The sequence below is a fragment of the Paraburkholderia sediminicola genome, from assembly GCF_046026675.1.
GTDB classification, from domain to species: Bacteria; Pseudomonadota; Gammaproteobacteria; order Burkholderiales; family Burkholderiaceae; genus Paraburkholderia; species Paraburkholderia sediminicola_F.
The window spans coordinates 1,800,329-1,821,282 of the sequence record NZ_JAQQEY010000001.1 but is presented as its reverse complement, the minus strand read 5'-3'; the positions used below and the strand labels follow the sequence as shown (position 1 = coordinate 1,821,282).

Genomic DNA, 20,954 nt, shown 5'->3' with positions numbered 1-20,954 from the left:
CCGCTGGAAGCAACGCGGCAACGGACTCTCACTCCCCCGCGAACTTAAGCCCCAACGCGGCGCGCGCCGCATCGGCCATCTCGATCATCTGCAACGACTTGCTATGCTGCATCAGCGGGCTCTCGATCTGCCCCGCTCGGATCAGCTCGCAGAAATGTGCGGTCTCGTAGTTCAGACCACCCCCTTCGAACGGCTCGTCGAGCTCGACCACACGACCGTCGGCGTACCGGATCGTCGCGCGCGACGGATTCCACCAGGGTTCATGAATCGTGACATGGCCGCTCGTGGCCATCAGCAACGCGTCACCCTTGCCGTGCAGGTCGAGTCCGCAGAACAGCTGGGAGATACCACGCTCATGCTGGCTGTTCAGGCTCGCGAACGTATCGACGCCGGTCGAGCCGAGCCGCCCGAGCGTCTGCACCTCACGCGGCGCACCGAGCCAGTCGACCGCGAGAAACATCTCGTAGACGCCGATATCGAGCAGCGCACCGCCCGCATGCTCGAACGACAGCGACGGATGATCGTCCGGCACGCCCGGCACCGAACAGCCGGCGCGCACGAGACCCACCTCGCCGATCGGCTCGGCATCCAGATGCGCGCGCAACTTTCTGTAGAGCGGATAAAACGGTGGCTTCATGGCTTCCATGAAAAGCCGTTGCCCGGCGCGCGCGACCTCGAGCACACGCTCGAGCTGCGGCTTATTGATGGTGGCGGGTTTTTCGCACAGCACGTGCAAACCGGCTTTAAGCGCGGCGATCGCGTAATCGGCGTGACTGTCCTGGACCGTGGCGATGTAAAGCGCGTCGATACCGCTCGCGAGCAGCGCATCGAAACTCGCGCACACTTCGCCGCCGAATTCCCCGGCGAAGGCCATGGCCGGTTCGGCGCGGCGTGACCACAGCGCGGTCAGCGACGCCTGCGGTACATGAGTGAGTCCAAGAGCGAAGCGACGGGCAATGCGGCCCGTCCCGACGATCCCCCAGCGAATCGTGCCGCCCGCGGGGGCTTCCTGCGTTGCAATTGTCATCGTTCCTTCGAGTCCGTGCAGTTCAGAACAGGCGCTATTGTGACGCAAGCCGCGCACGCATGCGCAGGCATGCTGTCGCGCCGTTCGTTATGCAAGGTCCCTGCAGGAAGGCACCCCCAGTTGCCGCCGTAGCGGCCATGCTCAGCGCACCGGGGGTTCCGACGTAAAGCTGCTGCCGATCTCTTCCGCGGTGTAGTCGATCATCGCCAGCGAGGCGATTTCCGCTTCCTTCGGATCGCGCCGTTCGATCGCTTCGACCACGCGCTGATGCGTGCTCACGGCCTTCTCCCACATCCCGTCCTTCTGATTGACGATCGGGTTGACGGTCGACAGCGCGCCGCGAATGATGGCGGCCATCTGCTTGAAGAACTGATTGCCGCTCGCCACCACGATGCGTGCATGGAACAGTTCGTCGGCGGACTGATAGCCGGACTCGCCCGGCCGGATCGCGCGGAACGCGTCGAAGGCCTCGCGAATCGCCGCGATGTCGGCCGCACTGCCCCGCGCGGCCGCCTGTGCCGAGGCACGCGGCTCGATCAGGATGCGGAACTCGATCACGTCGCGCAGAAACAGCGGATCGGGTTTCGCGCGAAAACGCCAGTTCACGACGTCCTCGTCGATCATGCGCCAATCGCTCATCGGCCGGATGCGCGTGCCGATTTTCGGCCGCACGTCCAGCATGTCGCGCGCGAGCAGCATCGACAGCGCCTCGCGCATGACGGTGCGGCTGACGTCAAACTCCTTGGACAGCACATCCTGCGGTGGCAGGATGGCGCCGTACTTCTCTTCGACGATGCCGGTCACGAGTCCATCCATGACTTTGCTGACCAGCGATCGATCCTTGTTTGCCTGTTCCATTTTGACACTCTCCCCGAAGCGGTGTTTGCCCCCGCGTAGCCTGTTGATCAAGCAGCCCTCATGTGTCGTTTTATGTATGTGTAGTTGTTCTTTTACGATACGTTGCTAGCTTCGAAACGGTTGCGCCAGTTGGGAAACGTCCTGAGAGGGTTATCCCTCTGAAGAATTGTTTCGTTCATGTAACGCCGCATGTTTTGACGGGCCATAAGCTTGCGTCTCAAGCGTGCCTGCGTTGCAAAATTTGCATAGTGCGAAGACGCACGTAGTGAATCGATTTGTCTGATCCACACGCCCTGGGCGGTTCTGGACAGGCGCGAAAACACTGGCGCAACGACGCGGCGCTTCAGGCGCCGGGCGTCGGCGGCGGTTGAAGGGGGAAAACGCGGGCGAATTGGAAGAAAAACCGGCGCTCACCGCTTCGGCAGCGTGCCTATCGTGACCGGCGTTGCGACCGATGTTGTCACCGGCGCCTCAAACGGCTCGGCCACCGACGCATAGCGCCCGCCAAAAAAGATCAGCGGCGCGTGTTCGTCGAGCGAGAACACCAGCACTTCGCCAACAAAAAGCGTGTGGTCGCCGCACGGATGCCGGTCCACCATGCGCGCCGCGAAACGGGCGGCGGCGTGTTCGAGCAGCACCACGTCCGGCAAACCGTCCACCGTGGCGAAGCGCGGCGCAAGCCGGCCCTGCGGCTCACCGGCGAAGTGGCGGCTATGGGGTTCCTGGGCGTCGGACAACACGCTCACGCCGAACCTCGCGCTGTTCATCAGACGTTCGTGCATGCGCGCGCGGTGCCCGACCGACACGACGATCAGCGGCGGTTTGAGCGAACCGGACATGAAGGCATTGGCGGTCATCGCGTGCATCCCGTCGCCACTGCCGGTCGAAATCACCACGACGCCGGTGGCGAAACGCCCCAGTGCATGGCGGAAACGGCGCTCGTCGAAGCTCGCCACGTTCTGGTCCGCCGCCTTTGAACCCGCCGCGTTCACGGCCGCCGTGCCCGGGCAGGCCGTACCCGAACCGGCCGCGCCGCCTGCGCTGCCGGCCACAGGGTCCTGCAACGTCGTGGCACGCACCGCCTGCTGTGCGTCAGTGTGAAGTACCCGAGCCTGCATGGCCGCTCTCCTGATCACGGCCGTATTGATCGTCGAAGCGCACGATGTCGTCTTCGCCGAGATAGCCGCCTGATTGCACTTCGATCATTTCAAGCGGCGTCTTGCCCGGATTTTCGAGCCGGTGCGTGACGCCGAGCGGAATATACGTCGACTGATTCTCCGAGAGCAGGAAACACTCGTCGCCGCGCGTGACGCGCGCGGTGCCGCGCACCACGATCCAGTGTTCCGCGCGATGATGATGCATCTGCAACGACAGACGCCCGCCCGGCTTGACGACAATGCGCTTCACCTGGAAGCGCTCCCCGCGCTCGAGCGAGTCGTAAAAGCCCCACGGCCGGCCGACCTTGCGATGCTCCTGCGCCTCCGTGCCCTGCTCCGCCTTCAGGCGACTGACGATCGCCTTGACGTCCTGTACGCGATCTTTGGAGGCGACCAGCACCGCGTCGGCCGTCTCGACCACCACCACGCCGCTCACGCCGACACACGCGACAAGGCGCCCCTCGGAATGCGCGAAACTGTCGGTCGAGTCCTCGAACATCACGCGGCCACGTGCAACATTGCCGCACGCGTCCTTATCGGACGCTTCCCAGACCGAATCCCAGGCGCCCACGTCCGACCAGCCCGCGACCAATGGCACCGCGACGCCGACGAGGCGAGCGTCGGTGGCGACGCGCTCCATCACGGCGTAGTCGATCGAATCGGAAGGACACACAGCGAACGCTTCCCGCGCCAGATGCAGGGTGCCGTCGCCATCTACAGCGGCATGCTCGAAAGCCGCCGCGCACGCCGCCGCGATCGCGGGCCGGCATAGCTCGATGGCCGCGAGCCACACCGACGCGCGCACCACGAACATGCCGCTGTTCCACCAATATTCGCCGGAGGCGACATAGCGTTCGGCGAGTTCCGCATCGGGCTTCTCGACGAAGCGTTCGATCGCACGCGCTCCGTGCGCACCGAGCGCCGTACCCGTGCGGATATAGCCGTAACCGGTTTCCGCCCGTTGCGGCGGCACACCGAGCGTCACGATCGCATCTCGCGCGGCGTGAGAGACCGCTTCCACAAGCGCCGCGCCGAACGCCGCATGATCTGCAATCAGATGGTCCGCCGGCAACGCGACGATGATCGGGTCGTCGCCGGCCGCGGCTGCCGCGCGCGCGGCCAACGCCGCGACAGTCAACGCCGGCGCGGTATTGCGCGGCACCGGCTCGAGCACCATCCGCACCGGGCGGGCGCACTGTTCGAGCCGTTCCAGGGTTTGCAGACGCAGATCCTCGCAGCACACCACAAGCGGCGCGGCCATGCTCAGCGTGGCCGCGGTCGGCCTCTCAGTCGGCCTCTCAGCCGCCGCCGCGTCGCGCCCCGCCGTGGCAAACGCGAGGTCGATCCGGCGCAATGTCGCTTCGAGCAGCGATTCGTCGCCCATCAGGCCGATCAGTTGTTTCGGATTGCGTTCGCGCGACAACGGCCATAGCCGCGTGCCGGATCCACCCGCGAGAATCACCGGCTGGACGCATAAACGCGTGGCCTTTCCGGTGACACCCGGAGCCGACACGATCGGATTGCCTGGTTCAACGATGCGATTCATGTGCGATTCCCGTTAGGTTCAATCTGGTCTATTCGTGCTTTTTATACGTGCGATGCGCGTGACGCACCGCCTTCGCCCGATCAAAGGCGGTCAGTCGAAACTGCGTGCGGCAAGCGGTTTGTGCGCGATGAAATGAAACCACCACGCGTTGCTCGTTTCCACGTCGTCGGCGATCAGGTCACCATCGCAACTGCCGAACACCACATCGCGCTGAAAACCCACCTCGGCAAGCTGCCGGCGCTGTTCGGCGAGCGTGGTATAGACGATCACAATGCCGAAGTTGTGCGCCGCAGCTGTCTTCAGCGCGTAGCCGCCGTAGTCGCGATTCAGCCGTATGTTGCGCATATAGTTCAACGTGCCGAGCTGAAAGCGCCGCAACGAGCGCAGCGTGCGCCAGCCGAGCTTGAGCGGGTTGAAGGTAAATTCCGGCAGCAGCTGCCAGATGTTCTCGCCATAGCCAGGACCGCCGCGGTTATGCGATGAGAACAGCACGAAACCGCCGGGCCGCAACACGCGGTACATCTCGTTGAGAATCTTCACGCGGTCGTCGTAGTCGACGCAGTCGATGCCGTTCCAGCTGAACTCCACCAGCCCGTAATGCCCGGACGGCAGCGCGGACATGTCGCGCGCATCCATATGCCGCAAGTCCAGTTCGGGATAGCGAGACTTCGCCATTTCCAGCAGCTTGGGCGTGTAGTCGACGCCGGTGTAGTCGCTCGAAAGCGAGGTCATCAGCGGAATCGTGCGGCCCGTGCCAATGCCGATATCGAGCAACGGCAGACCCGCGCAACGCGGCTTCAGCCAATCGAGCGCTACCTGCTCCCCCGGATCGGAGAAAGTCTTTTCGATGGTGAATTCGCGCGTCGCATCCGGCGAATTCCATGCCGTGCGGTTGATACGGTCCAACTCGGACAGTGACTGTGTATTCACGGACGTACTCCGTCGAGGTATGGGTGTGCCGGGGGCCGGGAACTCGTTGTTCCACCAGTCGGCGAGCTGGCGGACTGACTCTGGAAAAGCTCCGGCGTCGTTGCGCCGGTGGTATCGACTACAGCCCCTGCAGGAACTGCCGCCTGGATCACCTCTGAAAACAGCCACCGTTCGGCATCGGTCATCGCCGCTTCGCGCGCGGGGCGCGTGAAAAGCGCGTGATCGAGCTTCGGCAACGTGACGGCACGCACGCGCGAATAGCGCAGTAATGCGCCTAGCCGTGCGCCGAACTGCACGCGCGCCTCGTCGAGCCCAACGTCGAACTCGCCGTAAGCGAGCCGCAAATGCACCCCTTTGGCGTGAAGCGTGCGCACGATATCGCGCACTTTGTTGGTGGTGAGCGGCCAGCCGGTGAGGTGTTCGATCCAGCGGGTCGCGGCTAGCCAGCAAGAGCGCGCGACCCGCTTTCCGAGCACGCTCGCGATGCGCAACGGATGGCTTTGACCGCGCAGCGCGCGCAACCATTTTTCGCGCTTCAGCGCCGAACGCCAATAGACCTTCGACGACGCGAACTGATGGGCGCCCGGCTCGCGCGCCGCGCCGTCCCAGATGAATTTCTGCAGATTCACACCAAAACCGCCGACGATGTCTGGATGACGCGCGCATGCATGCAGCCCGACAAACGCGCCCCCGCACACGCCGAACGTGACGATGCGCGCGTGACCGTGCTCGACTAGCCAGTCGGCGCCAGCGCCAGCGTCATTGCAGGAGGTGTCGGAATAGATCGTGTCGAGCGTGATGGCGGCGGCAGCCGGCACTGCGTCGCCGAGGCCGCTCAGGTCCATGCGCAGCGACGCGATGCCGAGCGCCGCCAGACGCCTCGCGAACAGCACGAAGATGCGGCCGTCGCCGATGTGATGACTCGCGCCGGTGTTGAAGAACAGCATCGCGGGGGTGTCGGTGCGCGCCGCGATGGGTTCGCAATAGATGCCAAAGCACTTTCCGAACACCACCGGCCGTTCGACGGCGTTGTACGGCGCGAGCGCGAGTTCCGATGGTTCGGGTAGTTCGGGAGCGCCAGGGTTCGACGCGTCCGTGTCCGCACGGGAGCTTGCGTGATCAACCGGCAGCCCTTCAGCCAGCCACGCAGTGACACGCGAAAACGCTTCGGCCGGTTCTTCGCTATACAGCGCTTCGATCATAAAACGGTCGCACTCGTCGAAGCTGTGACGTTCCACCGTCACACCGTTGGCAACATAGTGTTCGGCCAACGCCTGCGCGCGGTTGCGGTCGCTCGAATCGAGCAGTAGTACGCGGCGGGCGGGACTCACCGTATCGCGTCGCAGATCGAGCGCACCGATTTGGGCGATATCGTCGCCGTATAGCCCGAAGCCGAACGCCTCAACATAGGTATCCGGGTCGGCGATCACGTCGGCGTTCATGCCTGCGGGCGTGCTGAGCCAGCTTTGCCGATGCGCGCGAAGCTCACGCAGATAGTTGCGTCCTAGAATCGGCGGCGCCAGCAAGACGAGGTTATCGATGTCGCCAATCCGTTCGGCCGCCAGCGCCGCCAGCGTCGCGCCGAACCGCAGACCGACCAGCGAGACGCGCGTCACGCCAGTCCATTCGCGCAGCCGTCCGGCAGCGGCGACGATGCTATCGAGCCACGCGTTCAACCGCTGCGGATCGTCTTCCAAACCAGCCGAATCGCCCGCGCCCGGATAGTCGAAACGTAATACCGGCATGCCCGCCGCAGCAATTCGCTCGGCGAGCTTACGCCAGCCACGATGCGTACACAGCGCATCGTATCCAAACGGATTGCACAGCACGACGCCGCTCTGGCCAGGCGCAGGATGCAGCCAGCCAAAGCAGTCGTCAAAGACGACAGGTTTCATTGCCTACCCTCGCAGATGGCCAGGCCTGACACCCGCACTCGCCTGAGCACGGACCGGCTTCTTCTTTTTGCGTTGCCGGCGATCACGCAACCCGTGTCGCCGTGCACGAGGCTCATTTAACCCCCACGGGCCGCGCTAATCTGTACGCACGCGCACACATTCAAAGCCTGTCCTGGCGCACCATCTGGGCCATCGTCCACCGCGCTGCGAGCGGTGGCCCAGTCACCGGGTGCGAGTCGAGCATGCTCTTCAACAGCTTCGAATTTCTGTTCGCTTTCCTTCCGATCGTCCTGGTCATTTTCTTTGTGATCGGGCGTTACAGCCGCTTACTCGCCGCTGGCTGGCTTGGGCTCGCGTCGCTGTTCTTCTATGGCTGGTGGAATCCGCATTTCGTCCTGCTCCTGATGCTTTCGATCAGCGGCAACTACCTGGCCGGCCGCGAACTGTCGCGACGCCACCATACGCCGGGCGGCAAGCGGCTGCTCGCGCTGGCGATCGCGTGCAATCTCGGCGTGCTGGCGCTCTACAAGTACAGCAACTTCTTCATCGCCACCGCCGACCAGGCGTTGGGGGCGCATCTCAGCGCGCTGGATATCGTGCTGCCGCTAGGCATCTCGTTCTTCACGTTTACGCAGATTGCGTTTCTCGTCGATGCATACCGCGGCATCGCGACCGAATTCAACTTCGTTCACTACACGCTATTCGTCACGTATTTTCCGCATCTGATCGCCGGACCGGTGCTGCATCACAAGGAAATGATGCCGCAGTTCGCAAATCGCGATTGCTACCGGATCGTGCCCGCCAACGTCGCCACCGGCGTGCTGTTTCTGACGATCGGTCTCGCGAAGAAAATCCTGCTCGCCGATAACCTGAGCCCCTACGTGTCGCCGGTTTTCGATGCGGCCCACCACGGCGTCCCGCTGAATCTGCTGGCCGCCTGGACCGGCGCGCTCGCCTATACGTTTCAGCTTTACTTCGATTTTTCCGGCTACACGGACATGGCGATCGGCATTTCGCGGATGTTTAACATCGTGTTGCCGCTCAACTTCAATTCGCCGTACAAATCGGCCAATATTGTCGAATTCTGGCGGCGCTGGCATATGACGCTATCGCGTTTCCTGCGCGATTACCTGTACATTCCGCTCGGCGGCAACCGCGACGGCGCCACGCACCGCTATCTGAACCTGATGGTCACGATGCTGCTCGGTGGTCTGTGGCACGGCGCGAACTGGACCTTCGTGATCTGGGGCGGTCTGCACGGGTTGTTCCTGTGCGTCAACCACGCGTGGCGCTTCGCCATGGGCAAGACGCTGGTTCAGTGGGAAACGCGCACACGCTATCGCGCGCTAAGCACGGTCCTTACGAGTCTCGCCGTCATGGTTGCGTGGGTATTCTTCCGTGCGCCGTCGTTTCATGCGGCCTTCGGTGTGCTCGCCGGCATGACCGGTTTGCACGGCATCACGTTGCCCGTGCAACTACAACCGTTCGTCGCGAAGCTGAGCGGACACTACGCGTCGCTCCTGCAATTCGATGAACCGTGGCGCGCGCTGAAGCCCTACGGTATCGCCGAAGCAAAGAAATGTGTGCTGTTGCTGGTCGCGAGCGCGGCCATCGTCTGGGGCTGCCCGAACTCGCAGCAGATCGTCGCGCGTCTCGCGCAACCCGGCGGCACGCTGCCGGCCCGTCCGGCGCGCTCGCTCGTGTTGGCAAGCGGGCTCAGTTGCGGGGTGACGTTCGTCTTCTGCCTGCTGTTTCTCGCCCGCAAAGCCGAATTTCTCTACTTCCAATTCTAAAATCATGAACGCCCGTACTTTCTTCACCGGCTTCTGCGTTCCGATCGTGCTCTTCGTGGCAGCAATCGTCGCGTCGTTTGCGGCAGGCGTGCGCATTCCTGCCCCACGCATCTCCGCAAGCGAAGCGTTCAACGAAAAGAGCGCATGGCTGCGCGAGCGGCTCACACCGACGAATTGCGATGTGCTGGTGATCGGTTCGTCGGTCGCCCTGAACGACATGGACGGCCAGCAACTGGCGCGCAGTCTGAAGACCTCGAACATCATCAACGCCGCGTCGTGGGGCTTGAACATCGAGGACCTGCCGACGTTCTACGCGCATCTGTCGCAACACTGTAAATTCCGCACGGTGATTCTCGCGACGACCTATGTCGATTTTGAAGATCACTGGGAAAAAGACATCGACTGGCAGGCGTTCGAACGTTATCTGTCCGGTGCGCAGCTGGAACCCTATATCCAGTCGCCGGATCTGTACTACTACACGCGCCGCATCACGGCGGGATGGCACGACCGGGACCATCCCGGCAACGTCGATTCGCTCGACTTCGATCACGGCGGATCCGTGCTGCTGTCATGTGCCAAACACGATCTCACCGACGAACGCGTCTATGGGTACCGCACCCATCCGATCTCCAACCTGCGTCCGGCCGCGTATGCCGCCCTTGCCCAGCTCGCCGGACAGGTCAGGCAGGACGGCGCGCGCTTCATCATCGTCTCGACACCGGTTCAGGCGGTCGCACGCGCGCAATTCGGCACGACACTGAAGACGTTCTGGCAGCCGATCGAAAAATTCGCGCAGACGCACAGCATTGAATTCGTCTACGGACAGACGGAACTGGCGCTTGCCGACACCTCGTTCGTCGACTACCTGCATCTGAACCGCTGCGGCGCAGAAGCGTTTACGCGCTGGTTCGTCCATTCGCTGCCTGTGACAGCGGCCTGAAGCCCCCCTCGAGGACTTGTGATGAACACACGCAATCTGGTTATGCCGCCTGGCGCATTCCGTCTCGCGCTCGCTTGCACTGTCTTTGTCAGTCACGTATTGCCACTGGCGCTCGGCGCAGCCGCCGTCTACCTGTTCTTCGCGCTGAGCGGCTACTGGATTTATCAGATGTGGCATACCGAGTACGCGTCGCTCGACCGTCCCTACGCGACGTTCCTCGTGTCGCGCGTCTGGCGGCTGTTCCCGGCGTTCTACGCAACACTGGCAGTGCTTGCGCTGTGCGTGCATCCGCTCGGCTGGCTGGCGTTCCAGTTGCCCAACGACTGGTCGCCGGCTTCGCTCAATTTCTACGTATCGCATCTCCTTCTGCTTGGCTATGCTCAGCTCAGCGCGCCTGCCAATGTGGTGCCGACGGTGTGGTCGCTCGATATCGAGTTGCAGTTCTATCTGTTCGCCCCGCTCGCCATCTGGCTGCTCGACCGCACGACGCATCGCTCGACAGGCCGCCTCGCGTTATACGGCTTCGCGGCCGCGGGTCTCGCGGTGCTCTTCACGATCTATGGCCTGCGTCCGACAACCGGCACGCTACCTCTTTATCTCGGGTTCTTCCTGTGCGGTCTGCTGGCGGCCCGTCATGACTGGCGCCCGGCCCGCGGCCAGGCGCAGGCCAGCCTGCTGGGCGCCGCGCTGCTGCTGGTTGGCTGCATCGCGTTCCCGCACGCACGCGAATTCTTCCTGTGGGGCAGCTTTTCCGGTCCGCTTAGCCAGTACAACGCGCAGGCTAACGGCCTGCTCGCGCTACTGCTCGTTCCGTATGCGATGGCGACCGTGCGGCGAGCGGGCACACGCTCCGACCGGATGCTGGGCAATCTGTCCTATGAGGTCTATCTCGTCCATGGCGCGGCCCTGCCGATCTTCCTGCAGCATTGCCTGCATCTGTCGCGCGCCGCGCGGATGCCGTGGATCATGCTGATGATCGTCGCAGTTGCCGCGGTATCCTGGCTGATTTATCGCTACGTCGACGAGCCGTCCGAACGACTGAGGCGCGCCTTCGTCAAGGCGCAGCCGAGGCAGGCCACGTCCGCGCCACCCGTAGCATCCAGCACGGCCTGACATCTCACCGGCAAAAGCCAGCCCGACGGTGTGCGGCTGCGCACCGACAAAGCGCCCTGCGACGGGCACGCTGACCCATCGCGGTCGCCTTGACAGCACAGTCGCATGGGCCGCTTAGCCGTCCAACATCGTCACCTGCTGCAAAGCAAAGCTATGGAAAAAAGCATTCTGAAGAACATCGCGATCAACTTCGCGGGATCGATCGTTCCGACCTTCATCTCGCTCGCGACCGTCCCGGCTTACCTGCACCTGATGGGCGTCGAGCGGTATGGGGTCATCAACCTGGTGTGGGCGCTGATCGGCTATTTCAGCGTGCTCGATCTAGGCACCAGTCTCGCGACCGAAAATCAGATTGCCAAAGTGCGCGATGCCGACGACGGTTCCGTCGAGCGGATTTTCTGGAGCGCGTGCGCGCTGAATCTCGGCACCGGGATAATCGGCGGCCTGATCGTGTACTTCGGCGCGTTTCTGTATATCGAACACGGCGTGAAGATCGAACCGGCGTTCCAGCGCGAAGTAATGGCGAGCCTGCCGTGGATCGCCATCGCGGTGCCGCTCGCGAATGTGTCGTGGGTCTTCGCCGGCGCGATCACGGCGGTCGAGCGCTTCGCCAGCTACAACACCAATCAGACGATCGGCACGATCCTTTTCCAGGTATTACCGCTGGTGGCGATCTACTGTTTTTCGCCGTCGCTGGCGGTGGTGATTCCGGCCGCGGTAGGCGCGCGGCTGATCGCCGCCGTCCTGCTCGGCATCGCGACCTGGCGGGCGTTGAAGCTCAAACGGGTGGGCAAACCGGAATGGCGGGCGGTTGCCGAGCTGTTTCGCTATGGCCGCTGGCTACTGCTGTTTTCCGGCGCCGGCATCATTTCGCAGACGCTGGATCGCGTACTGGTCGGCTCGATGCTCGGCGCGCGCTTCGTCGCGTACTATGCAACGCCGCAAAACCTGGTGAGCCGTTTGAACATCTTGCCGGGCGCCATGTTGCGCACACTGTTTCCGCGTCTGTCGGCGTCGCCGCGGGAAAACGCCGATCAGTTAGCGCGCGGCGCGCTGGCGTTTCTGAACGGGGCGTTCACGCCGTGCGTGATCGTCGCACTGTTCGCGCTGGAGCCATTCCTGACGATCTGGCTCGGCACGTCGATGGCTTCGGCCAGTGCGCCGGTCGGTCGCATTCTCATCATCGGCGTGTGGCTGGCGGGTCAATCGAGCATTCTCGGCATTCTGATTCAGGCCCAGGGGAATCCCGCCGATGTCGCGCGCGTGAGCTGGATTCAGTTGCCGGTGTTCGTCGGCGCGTTATGGCTCGCGATTCACACGTTCGGCATCGTGGGGGCCGCTACTGTCGTCGTGGTCAAAGCGCTGTTCGACTATGCGGCGTTTCTGTATTTCTCGCGGCTGCATGTGGGGGCGATCGTCGGCAATATGCTGGCCCATCTGTCGTTTCTTGTTGTGGCGGGTGTGCTCGCCGCGTCGATCGTCGCACTGCCGGTGCTGATTGCGGCGGCCATCGTGCTGGCAGCCGCGAACCTCGGCTGGTCGTTGCATGTGTCGAGTGAACTGCGCGCGATGGTGCGCAAAGTGTGGACGCGGTTGTCGGTGTCCGCCAGCTAAGGGGCGCCGCGATGGTGGGTCAGTCGTCGCGCGCGCGGCCGATGCCGTAGCGTCGGCGCAGCGCGCGTTATGCCGCGACTGGCGCGGCACGCCGCCGTAGACGCGACGCGTAGAGCAACTCGAAGCGATCCGCGACGTTCGCCCACGAATAGTCGAGCGCCGTTTCCCGCGCGCGCCGCTGCAACACTGCCCAGTACGCGGGGTCGTCGAGGAGCGACTGGATGGCGGCGCCGAGCGCCGATGCGTCGCCTGGTGGCACGATCACGCCGTTATCGCCATTGCGCACATAAGCACGCAGGCCGCCAATATCCGACACCACCGGTACGAGCCCGCACGCCATCGCTTCGAGCGGCGAGAGCGGAAATCCTTCGTAGATCGACGGAAACGCGAGAATGTGACACGGTGCAAGCAGTTCGGGCAGCTTTGCGTTGTCGTAGACCGGCACCACCGTGATCCGTTCGCGCGCGCTTTCTGGAAAGCGCGCGAGCGTCTGCTCAGCGGACTCGCCGGTGCCGAGCAAAGTGAGCGTGACGCGGCGGTTGCGCTCGAACAGCGCAGCAACGGCCGTCGCCAGCGTATCGATGCCTTTCCAGTAGTTGGCGCGGCCGATAAATGCAAGATTTAGCGGGACCGCCGTCTCTGCCCTCGCTTCATTCAGCGCCGTCCGCGCGATCGACGTAAACGTCTCGTCGATCCCGTTGTCGATCTTTACAACCCGCGTTTCGCAAAAGCGCAGCTTGGATACTGCGAACGTGCACTCAGTATCATTGAGCAGCATCGCGACGTCAGCCCACTCGAATGACTTCGTGCATTCCCATAGCCGCAGCCCACCATAGTAGAAGCGGTATTTCCATGATTTTTCCACGTTGCCTGTGCGCCAGCCTTCGAGAAACGCCTCGTGCACCACAGGTTCCATGCCGTGGCTGCGGGTCACCGACAACTGCTGCCGCCGCCATCCGCACGCGCGCCTTGCGAGGTTGATCAGCCAGCCGTCTCCCGACGACATGTCGAGCACGTCGTACTCGGGATGCGCAAGCACATGAGTCAGCACGATCCACGGAAACAGCATCGTGCGCCCGAGGCCGCCGATGCCTGTCACGTCGTCATGCGAAAAAATCCGTACGTCATGGCCGCGCGCACGCAACGCTTCAGCGAGTTTGACGGTCACACCGGGCGCACCCGCGTTGCGGCTCAGGTTATGGTGAATCGTGAACAGGATATTCATCGCGTGGCAGATAAGAAAGTTAGTTTTATTGGACTGAGGTCGCGCGCCATACATTCGACAGCCTGACAATCGGCAGCAGCGACGAAAGTGCGCGGCGCTTCGTGAGATAAACCGTCAGGTGGGCGAAATACAGTGTGACGAACACGAGGTACTTCGGCAGACTCGGATCGATCACGCGGTAGCGCTTCACCCCCACGTAGAGCCGTGCCGCTTCGCAATACAGCTGATAACGCGACATGCCATACCGGCCGGGGGTGCACTCGATTACGCCGCCGCCAGGCAGCGTGTCGCGAGTGTGCAGCGCGGGCAACAGATCGATCGAGTAGCCGTTCTTGAGCGCGCGCAGCGACAGTTCGGCATCTTCGATGCCGAAGAAAATGTTCTCGTCCCAGCCATTACGCTCGAAGAGCGCTAACGGGAACACGGCCGCATGAATGTTGACGCACTGCGGCTCGTCGGCCGCGGTGAAATAGCCCGCAAACGACAGTTTCAACGGATGACATGCAGGATGTTCCTCGCCGCTCGACGAACCACCCGTCAGCATCACCTTGTGACGACGCTCAGGCGGCAACGCGGCGAGATGCGCGCGCGCGACGGCAAAAAAATCAGCGGCGATCTGCACGTCGTCGTCGACGAACGACACGTACTCGCATTGCGGTGCATGCGCGAGGCAATGGCGCACCGCGTTGTTACGGTTCGCGCACACGCCGCGCCGCGGGCCCTCGAGCCAGACCACACCCGGATGCTGCGCGACAACGGCCGCATTGGCCGCGCGCATCGCGAGCTCCGGCGAGTCGTCACTGACGACAATACACGCGGCGGCCGGCACGCAACGCGCGATGGTGTCGAGGCACGCAGCGAGCGTTTCGGTGCGATTCATCGTCGTCACGCAGACGGCGAAGGCGGCGAAGACGTGTTCTGCGCTTCGGGCACCATCTTGCGCGCTGCCGGCTTCGGCGTCGGCAGCCAGCGCTGCGGGTTGCACGATCGTGCTCATCGTACGGCTCCGTCAGGCGACACAACGCGCCGCGCTTGCGTCAGCACGTGGTGATGCGGTCGGCATGCGTCGAGCGTCTGTTCGTAGATCGACAGATACGCATCGCATACGTGCTCCACGTTGAAGGTTTCAAGGTTGCGCCGCGCACGTGCAGCCAACGTGGCGTGTGCAATCTGGTCTGTCAGTAGCAGTTCGATCGCGTCGGCCAGCACCTGCGGGGTCGATGGCGGCACAAGCAGACCGGCCTCGCCGTCGTCGAGCATTTCCGGATTGCCGTCAACGCGGGTCGCCACGATCGCGCAGCCCGCCTCGCGTGCTTCGCACAGCACGAGACCGCCAGGCTCCTTATGCGAGGCCAGCACGAACACATCCGCCTCGGCCAGATACGCGCGCGGATTCGCAACAAAACCCGTGAAGTGCGCGCGATGTGCAATACCCAGTTCCTGCGCCAGGGTCTCCATGACAGCGCGGTCCGGACCGTCGCCGACGAGATACAACGCCGCCGACGGGAACCGTTCGCACAACTGCGCGAATGCGCGCAGCAAATCCTGAATACCCTTGCGTTCGTACATGCCGGCCACGGTCACAATGCTCGGGCGAGTCAGTTGCGGGGAAGCAGGTATCGGCACGCCGGCGAAGCGCGGCGGGCCGATAGTGCCGTTGCGCACCACCGACAGACGTTCCTGCGGCACCCCGCGCAACGCCATCGACGCCGCCACCGACTTGCTAACCGCCACGACGCGATCGCCGAAGCGCATCAGCGAGGCGCTCTTCTGGAATTCGTTATGCACAGTCGTGATCAGCACGTAGCGTCGCCGCACGGCGCCGAAGCGTGCGATCAACGCCCCCGTCATCATGTGCGCGTGCACTACGTCCGGATCGCACTGCGCGAGCAAGCGGTTGAAGCCCGCCAGCATCGCCGGCACCCGCAACGGCTGGCGCGATTGCGGCAGCAACACATGACGCACGCCGTACTGTTCGAGCAAGGCCTCAAAACCGCCGCCCGAGGAAGCGACCGTCACCTCATGGCCTGCCTTCGCCTGCATGCAGGCGAGGTCGACCATCATGTTGACGATGCCGTTGCCGACGTTCTGCGCGTGATTGGCAAGGTGGACGATTTTCATATCGATGCGAGCTCAGTTGTGATTGTTCGAGGCGCTCGTCAGCGCACGGGCCGCCGGCGTGAAGCGGTACATCAGCGCCTTGCCATGCGCGTCCTCTTCGACGAACACGAGGTATTCGCCGCTCGCAAGCCGGTGCGCGGTAATCGGCATCGCCGAATCGATCCAGCCGCTGGCCGCACCGACTTCGGGACCCGGCTTCAGACGTCCCGCTTCGCGCCCGGTGTCGCGCTCGTAGACACGCACGGTGGCGGTCTCGGTTTCGACGCCGAAGATATAGTCGCCAGCGACGGCAAAACCGTTTAGCGATATGGCAGTGGGCGGCCCTTCGTCGGGCAGCTCGATCGCGTAACGCAACGTCGGCTTGCCGCTTGACCAGTGGTCGTAGCGCGCGAGCAACGAGCCGGTACCATTCCAGTTGTATTCGACGAACGGATGCTCGCGGGTAGAACCGGAGATGAACATCGTGTCGTCGGCGGGAAAGTAGTTCAGACGCGCGATCCGGTTAAAAGGCGCGGGCATCGCGTAGCGCTGCATCGCCGCGTATCGGTAGACCGGATTGCCACTGCGGTCGAATCCCTTCAGCGGAAAGCGGCGAATGCCTTGCGATTGGGTGCCCTGCCAGATCGCGCCCGCGCTGTCGACCCACCAGCCCGACATCGGCGGCCCATCGTCTCGCGCCGCATCCTGATCGAAGTCGCTCGCGGCGAAACGGCCCTCGCCCGCCGTATCACGCCAGATCCATCCACCATGGGGCGGCTGGTTGGGCGGCCATGCGCCGTCGACGTGCGATGGCGTGACAAAACCCGACGGAATCGCTGTCTCCCGGTCAGCCGCGAAACGATAGATGCGCAGCCAGGTGCCGTTCATGTCGACGGTGTAGAGCAGGCGCCGTCCGTCGATATCGCGCACGAGCGGCATGCCACGCTGCCCCTGCCGCAGATTGAGGAACGGGTCATACGGATAGCGGAAACGGTCGACGGTATAGCCGGCATACGACCATTCCTGCCCGGGCGGACGAGACAGGTCGAGTGTGAAGCGTTTGGTACCGCTATACACTGTCGGCGGATCGCCGTCGACGAACTGTGCGCCATCGACGAACAGCAGCCCTTGGAGGCTGAAACGCCGCTTGCCGCCGGGTGTATAGCTCTCGATCAGCGCGCCATCGGTGTTGCCCGGACCGGGCACGAAGCCGCGCGGTCCCGCGCCGGTCATCGACACGTACACATTGCCCGCGCGATCGACACCCACACCCGTCAGCCCATTGAAACGCAACGGTCCCGGTGCGCCGGCACGGCCCGCATAGATACCGCCTGCTTCGCCCAGGGTGGCTGACAACTGCATGGAAGCCTCCTCGTGTGTCGCGTTGGCGGCGCTCGCCGCAGCGCCTGCGGGCGCGTGCGGCACGGCGGTGAAGATCAGAATCTGCTGGCGCGGCCCGTTGTCGGCGACCAGCAGCCGGCCGTGCGAATCCAGCGTCAGGTCAGCCGGCGCGGCGCCGGGCGGCAAGGTCAGCATGCCCAGCAGCGCGCCATTGCGTGCATGGTGAGCGACGCGTCGAGCGCCGTCTGTGCGGCTGCGCTCAATGATCCACAGCGTGCCGTCGGGTGCGAGGGCGATCCGCCCCGGCTCGCGCACCGGAAAGTTGCCGACGGGCTGCATCGAGCGCGCATCGAAGATCTCGACGCGGTTATCGTGCTGATTCGACACGAAGAGCCTGGTCGAGTCCGCTGCGAGACCGCGTATGGCGTAGTCCTCGGCACGCGACGACTGGGTGATCACACGGAACGCGAGGGGGCTGCCGGGCCAATCCACCTCGCCTTCGAACGGCGCACCCTCGCGAAAGTCGGCACGGCGCCGACGCGACACGCCGTACCACACGACCCCTTCGGGTGGCAGATGCTTTTGCGCCGCCATGTCGTTGCCCAGACTCACGACCAGTTGTGCGGCAAACACGTAGTCGTCGGTCACGGCGATCGCGTCGCCGCCCAGCATTCCCCAGCCGTGCGATTGCCCACCGTAACCGATCAACTGTCCGTCGCGGTAGTGGCCGATCTCACCGCCGCCTTCATCCCACGGCGCATTCGTGTACACGTCGCCTTCCGGCGTGACGGCGAGCGCCTGCACGTCGATCTGTACCCAACGTCGATTGGCGTAGCCCCACGTGTTGCCGATCCAGGAGGTGCGATAGGACAGCGACTGGGGAGCGGCTACAGAAGCCGGCGCGGGGTTCGTGCTGGCGACGGTGGCGCTCGCCGCCGCTTGCGCAAATACGGCCGGACCGAGCGCAGCCTCACCCGACCCTAGTGCGACATAAAACGCAAGCACCGGCAACAACACCGCACCCGCGCAAGCGATCCGTTCGAACGTTCGTCGGGCAATGCGTCGCATGACCGCCTCGCGCCGTCAGAACGCGTCTATCGCTTCGCGATAGATCCGCGCGACCTGCGCTGCCACCACCGGATGATCGAAGTGCGCCCGGGCATAATCCCGGCAAGCTTTTGCATCGGGCAATACGCGCGTCCCTAACAAGGCCTCGCTTATGCCGCCGCCGAGCGCCTGAAATCCACTCGACGAGAGCACCAGATCGTGCGACAGCGGCTCAACCGCTTCCGGCAAGCCACCTACTGGGGTAACAAGCACTGGCGTGCCGGCAGCGAGCGATTCGATCGTCGTCAGTCCGAAGCCCTCAAGCGCCACGGTCGGCACCACCGTCACGTCCGACGCGCAATACCACAGCGGCAACACAGCGTCGGCCACAAAACCGGCAAGCCGTACATGCCGCTCCAGTCCTCGCGCGACGATGCGGGCCTGCAACTGCGGCTCAAGCGGCCCTTTCCCGGCAATCGTTAGCAGGACGTCAGGCACGACCTGCTTGACCACGAACATCGCGTCGATCAGGTCTTCGAGCCCCATGCGCGACACAAGCCGCCGGACGCAGAACAACAAAGGCCGGTCTTGCGGCAGGCCAAGGCGCTTGCGCGCCTGCTGTCTGGTGAGGCCGGTATCGAAGCGGCCGACGTCGACGCAGCCGGGCACCACGCGGATGTCGTCCTCGCGCACACCGTATCGGGTCCGCAGAATGTCAGCGAACGCATGCGACAGTACGATATGCCGCGTTCCGCCTCGATACACGATGCGCTCGAGCGCATGACGAGTTATGCGTGACAGTCGCCCGCGTCCTTCCATTCCCGACTCCGAGGCCCACGGTCCATGAAAATGCACGACCCTGGGCACACCGCTGAACACGCCCGCAGTCGGTGCGGTATAGAGCGCGAAATGCGTGGCGACAACATCGGGCATGCGCGCGTCCCTGAGCTTGCGCGACTGCGCGCGCGCATGCCACAGACGTCTACCGAGTTGTGCGTTTGCCTGTGCGAAAGCGTGCACGCGGCCGCCCGACGCCTCGAACACGCCGGGTGTGCCGGCAACCAGCCCGCGCACGCTGACGCCTTGCGCCGGCAGAGACTCGATCAAGGCCAGGAACATACGGTCAAGTCCGCCCGGCCGTTCGTCGAACCAATGCATGCCGATCTGCAGTGAATCGATCGATGCGCTCATGATTCCACCGATACCGTGGCACGTGGAGTCGTCATTGCGCTCACCGCACGTCGTGCAGCGAGCCGTTCATAGAGTGACAGGTAGCGGCTCGCCATCGCCTGCCAACTGAGCGTTCTGGCCAGTTCGCGCGCAGCGAGTCCCATCTGCCGCGCATGGGCGCGATCGTCGGCAAGGCGCATGATCGCCGCGGCTAAAGCGACGCTATCGTCCGGATGCTCGAGTACGATGCCGCAATCAGGTGCAATCACTTCGGCCCCGCCCGCCGTCCGTACGGTGACAACCGGCAACGCCGCCGCCAGCGCTTCGAGCAATACCAGCCCCATTGGCTCGTAGCGCGACGGAAACACAAAGGCATCGACCGAGCGCATCAGCGCAGGCATATCCTTGACCAGATCGGTAAAGTGCACACGTTCCTCAAGTCCGAGCGACGCAGCCAGCGCGGGATACGGACTGTTGCGCAGAATCCCGGCGACCACCAGATGCACATGCGCGGGCGTCGCGGTGAGTGCCCGCAATACCGTGTCGAGATTCTTGCGCGACACGCGCAGATCGCCGGCGAACAACAGCATGAACGGCGCTTGCGGTAAGCCGAAACGCTCGCGCTGCGACGCACCGGGCGCAAATTCATCGACATCGACGCCGTTGTAGATAACCTGAAGCCGCGCTGTGTCGATACCGAGCGAGCGCACTTCGGCGCCGACTTTCTCCGACACCGGCACGATAACGTCGGCATGCCGGAACGCCCACTTCTCACACCACGCGTTAAGCCGCGTGTAGACGACCTGATACGCGTGATACGCGCCATGGAAGAAACGGAACGGATAAAACCCGCAGCGGTACCAGCCATCGTGTACGAAGTGAACCGCGTTCACGTCGGCGCGAGCCCATGCAATGAAACCATTCACATGGATCACATCGAACGCTTTTCGGTGCGCGCGGATCCACGCACCGCTGCGCCACGCGAAAACCTGATACTGGATCAGGCGCGTCGGCAGCCGGCTCTCGCCGATCTTCACGAACCGCGCACGCGGATGATTCACCAACTCCGGCGCGGCCCGCGATGCGAGCAGCGTCACCGCATGCCCGGCCGCGAGCGCCGCGCGGGCGATTTCGTAGTTGACGCGCCCCTGGCCGTCATTTTTCGTCACCTGGTGCGTCACAATCAGGATGCGCATTG

At 63.7% G+C, this 20,954-nt stretch carries 16 protein-coding genes; 4 read left to right on the top strand and 12 right to left on the bottom strand.

What is annotated here, in order from left to right; genetic code table 11:
• Nucleotides 1-28: 28 nt before the first annotated feature.
• The 6 genes from PQQ86_RS07835 to PQQ86_RS07810 all read right to left on the bottom strand — a co-directional run bounded on the left by PQQ86_RS07835 (nucleotide 29) and on the right by PQQ86_RS07810 (nucleotide 7,413).
• Nucleotides 29-1,027 carry a Gfo/Idh/MocA family protein gene (locus PQQ86_RS07835; protein ID WP_408265655.1) on the bottom strand — a complete coding sequence of 333 codons (999 nt, stop codon included), beginning with the start codon at nucleotides 1,025-1,027 and terminating at the stop codon, nucleotides 29-31.
• A gap of 141 nt (nucleotides 1,028-1,168) precedes the next feature.
• Nucleotides 1,169-1,885, bottom strand: a complete 717-nt coding sequence (locus PQQ86_RS07830) for a FadR/GntR family transcriptional regulator (RefSeq protein ID WP_408265654.1) — start codon at nucleotides 1,883-1,885, stop codon at nucleotides 1,169-1,171.
• A 410-nt stretch (nucleotides 1,886-2,295) separates the two neighbouring features.
• Complete coding sequence (locus tag PQQ86_RS07825; protein WP_408265653.1) at nucleotides 2,296-3,003, bottom strand: flavin reductase family protein; 708 nt, start codon at nucleotides 3,001-3,003, stop codon at nucleotides 2,296-2,298.
• On the bottom strand, nucleotides 2,978-4,588 hold the full coding sequence (locus tag PQQ86_RS07820; RefSeq protein WP_408265652.1) for a mannose-1-phosphate guanylyltransferase/mannose-6-phosphate isomerase: 1,611 nt from the start codon (nucleotides 4,586-4,588) through the stop codon (nucleotides 2,978-2,980). The genes PQQ86_RS07825 and PQQ86_RS07820 overlap by 26 nt, the downstream gene beginning before the upstream one ends.
• A 90-nt stretch (nucleotides 4,589-4,678) precedes the next feature.
• Nucleotides 4,679-5,518: a class I SAM-dependent methyltransferase gene (locus PQQ86_RS07815; RefSeq protein ID WP_408265651.1), complete on the bottom strand. Its 840-nt coding sequence runs from the start codon at nucleotides 5,516-5,518 to the stop codon at nucleotides 4,679-4,681.
• Nucleotides 5,515-7,413, bottom strand: coding sequence for a serine aminopeptidase domain-containing protein (locus PQQ86_RS07810; protein WP_408265650.1), 1,899 nt, complete (start codon nucleotides 7,411-7,413; stop codon nucleotides 5,515-5,517). The genes PQQ86_RS07815 and PQQ86_RS07810 overlap by 4 nt, the downstream gene beginning before the upstream one ends.
• A 242-nt stretch (nucleotides 7,414-7,655) precedes the next feature.
• Here PQQ86_RS07810 and PQQ86_RS07805 point away from each other — a divergent pair, with 242 nt between their 5' ends.
• The 4 genes from PQQ86_RS07805 to PQQ86_RS07790 all read left to right on the top strand — a co-directional run bounded on the left by PQQ86_RS07805 (nucleotide 7,656) and on the right by PQQ86_RS07790 (nucleotide 12,873).
• A complete protein-coding gene (locus PQQ86_RS07805; RefSeq protein WP_408265649.1) occupies nucleotides 7,656-9,206 on the top strand; it encodes an MBOAT family O-acyltransferase in 1,551 nt (516 codons plus the stop codon).
• A gap of 4 nt (nucleotides 9,207-9,210) precedes the next feature.
• A complete protein-coding gene (locus PQQ86_RS07800) occupies nucleotides 9,211-10,146 on the top strand; it encodes a hypothetical protein (protein ID WP_408265648.1) in 936 nt (311 codons plus the stop codon).
• A gap of 21 nt (nucleotides 10,147-10,167) precedes the next feature.
• Entirely contained in the window at nucleotides 10,168-11,259 is a 1,092-nt protein-coding gene (locus PQQ86_RS07795; RefSeq protein ID WP_408265647.1) for an acyltransferase family protein, read from the top strand.
• Between the two features lie 153 nt (nucleotides 11,260-11,412).
• Entirely contained in the window at nucleotides 11,413-12,873 is a 1,461-nt protein-coding gene (locus PQQ86_RS07790; protein ID WP_408265646.1) for a flippase, read from the top strand.
• Between the two features lie 67 nt (nucleotides 12,874-12,940).
• On the opposite strand, the gene PQQ86_RS07785 is transcribed toward PQQ86_RS07790, so the two are convergent.
• Genes PQQ86_RS07785 through PQQ86_RS07760 form a run of 6 tightly spaced genes read right to left on the bottom strand, consistent with a single transcriptional unit; the run spans nucleotide 12,941 to nucleotide 20,952 of the window.
• Nucleotides 12,941-14,098, bottom strand: coding sequence for a glycosyltransferase family 4 protein (locus PQQ86_RS07785; RefSeq protein ID WP_408265645.1), 1,158 nt, complete (start codon nucleotides 14,096-14,098; stop codon nucleotides 12,941-12,943).
• A gap of 25 nt (nucleotides 14,099-14,123) precedes the next feature.
• Nucleotides 14,124-15,095: a glycosyltransferase family 2 protein gene (locus PQQ86_RS07780; RefSeq protein ID WP_408265644.1), complete on the bottom strand. Its 972-nt coding sequence runs from the start codon at nucleotides 15,093-15,095 to the stop codon at nucleotides 14,124-14,126.
• Nucleotides 15,092-16,219 carry a glycosyltransferase family 4 protein gene (locus tag PQQ86_RS07775; RefSeq protein WP_408265643.1) on the bottom strand — a complete coding sequence of 376 codons (1,128 nt, stop codon included), beginning with the start codon at nucleotides 16,217-16,219 and terminating at the stop codon, nucleotides 15,092-15,094. Before PQQ86_RS07775 ends, PQQ86_RS07780 begins: the two co-directional genes overlap by 4 nt.
• A 12-nt stretch (nucleotides 16,220-16,231) precedes the next feature.
• Nucleotides 16,232-18,607: an NHL repeat-containing protein gene (locus PQQ86_RS07770; RefSeq protein WP_408265642.1), complete on the bottom strand. Its 2,376-nt coding sequence runs from the start codon at nucleotides 18,605-18,607 to the stop codon at nucleotides 16,232-16,234.
• A gap of 15 nt (nucleotides 18,608-18,622) precedes the next feature.
• Entirely contained in the window at nucleotides 18,623-19,777 is a 1,155-nt protein-coding gene (locus PQQ86_RS07765; protein ID WP_408265641.1) for a glycosyltransferase family 4 protein, read from the bottom strand.
• Nucleotides 19,774-20,952, bottom strand: coding sequence for a glycosyltransferase family 4 protein (locus tag PQQ86_RS07760; RefSeq protein ID WP_408270166.1), 1,179 nt, complete (start codon nucleotides 20,950-20,952; stop codon nucleotides 19,774-19,776). Before PQQ86_RS07760 ends, PQQ86_RS07765 begins: the two co-directional genes overlap by 4 nt.
• Between the last annotated feature and the right edge of the window lie 2 nt (nucleotides 20,953-20,954).

What these genes read in the sequence shown, in the direction of transcription:
- PQQ86_RS07835 (WP_408265655.1), bottom strand. Translation starts at nt 1,027, where the DNA reads ATGACAATTGCAACGCAGGAAGCCCCCGCGGGCGGCACGATTCGCTGG.
- PQQ86_RS07830 (WP_408265654.1), bottom strand. Translation starts at nt 1,885, where the DNA reads ATGGAACAGGCAAACAAGGATCGATCGCTGGTCAGCAAAGTCATGGAT.
- PQQ86_RS07825 (WP_408265653.1), bottom strand. Translation starts at nt 3,003, where the DNA reads ATGCAGGCTCGGGTACTTCACACTGACGCACAGCAGGCGGTGCGTGCC.
- PQQ86_RS07820 (WP_408265652.1), bottom strand. Translation starts at nt 4,588, where the DNA reads ATGAATCGCATCGTTGAACCAGGCAATCCGATCGTGTCGGCTCCGGGT.
- PQQ86_RS07810 (WP_408265650.1), bottom strand. Translation starts at nt 7,413, where the DNA reads ATGAAACCTGTCGTCTTTGACGACTGCTTTGGCTGGCTGCATCCTGCG.
- PQQ86_RS07805 (WP_408265649.1), top strand. Translation starts at nt 7,656, where the DNA reads ATGCTCTTCAACAGCTTCGAATTTCTGTTCGCTTTCCTTCCGATCGTC.
- PQQ86_RS07800 (WP_408265648.1), top strand. Translation starts at nt 9,211, where the DNA reads ATGAACGCCCGTACTTTCTTCACCGGCTTCTGCGTTCCGATCGTGCTC.
- PQQ86_RS07795 (WP_408265647.1), top strand. Translation starts at nt 10,168, where the DNA reads ATGAACACACGCAATCTGGTTATGCCGCCTGGCGCATTCCGTCTCGCG.
- PQQ86_RS07790 (WP_408265646.1), top strand. Translation starts at nt 11,413, where the DNA reads ATGGAAAAAAGCATTCTGAAGAACATCGCGATCAACTTCGCGGGATCG.
- PQQ86_RS07785 (WP_408265645.1), bottom strand. Translation starts at nt 14,098, where the DNA reads ATGAATATCCTGTTCACGATTCACCATAACCTGAGCCGCAACGCGGGT.
- PQQ86_RS07780 (WP_408265644.1), bottom strand. Translation starts at nt 15,095, where the DNA reads ATGAGCACGATCGTGCAACCCGCAGCGCTGGCTGCCGACGCCGAAGCC.
- PQQ86_RS07775 (WP_408265643.1), bottom strand. Translation starts at nt 16,219, where the DNA reads ATGAAAATCGTCCACCTTGCCAATCACGCGCAGAACGTCGGCAACGGC.
- PQQ86_RS07770 (WP_408265642.1), bottom strand. Translation starts at nt 18,607, where the DNA reads ATGCGACGCATTGCCCGACGAACGTTCGAACGGATCGCTTGCGCGGGT.
- PQQ86_RS07765 (WP_408265641.1), bottom strand. Translation starts at nt 19,777, where the DNA reads ATGAGCGCATCGATCGATTCACTGCAGATCGGCATGCATTGGTTCGAC.
- PQQ86_RS07760 (WP_408270166.1), bottom strand. Translation starts at nt 20,952, where the DNA reads ATGCGCATCCTGATTGTGACGCACCAGGTGACGAAAAATGACGGCCAG.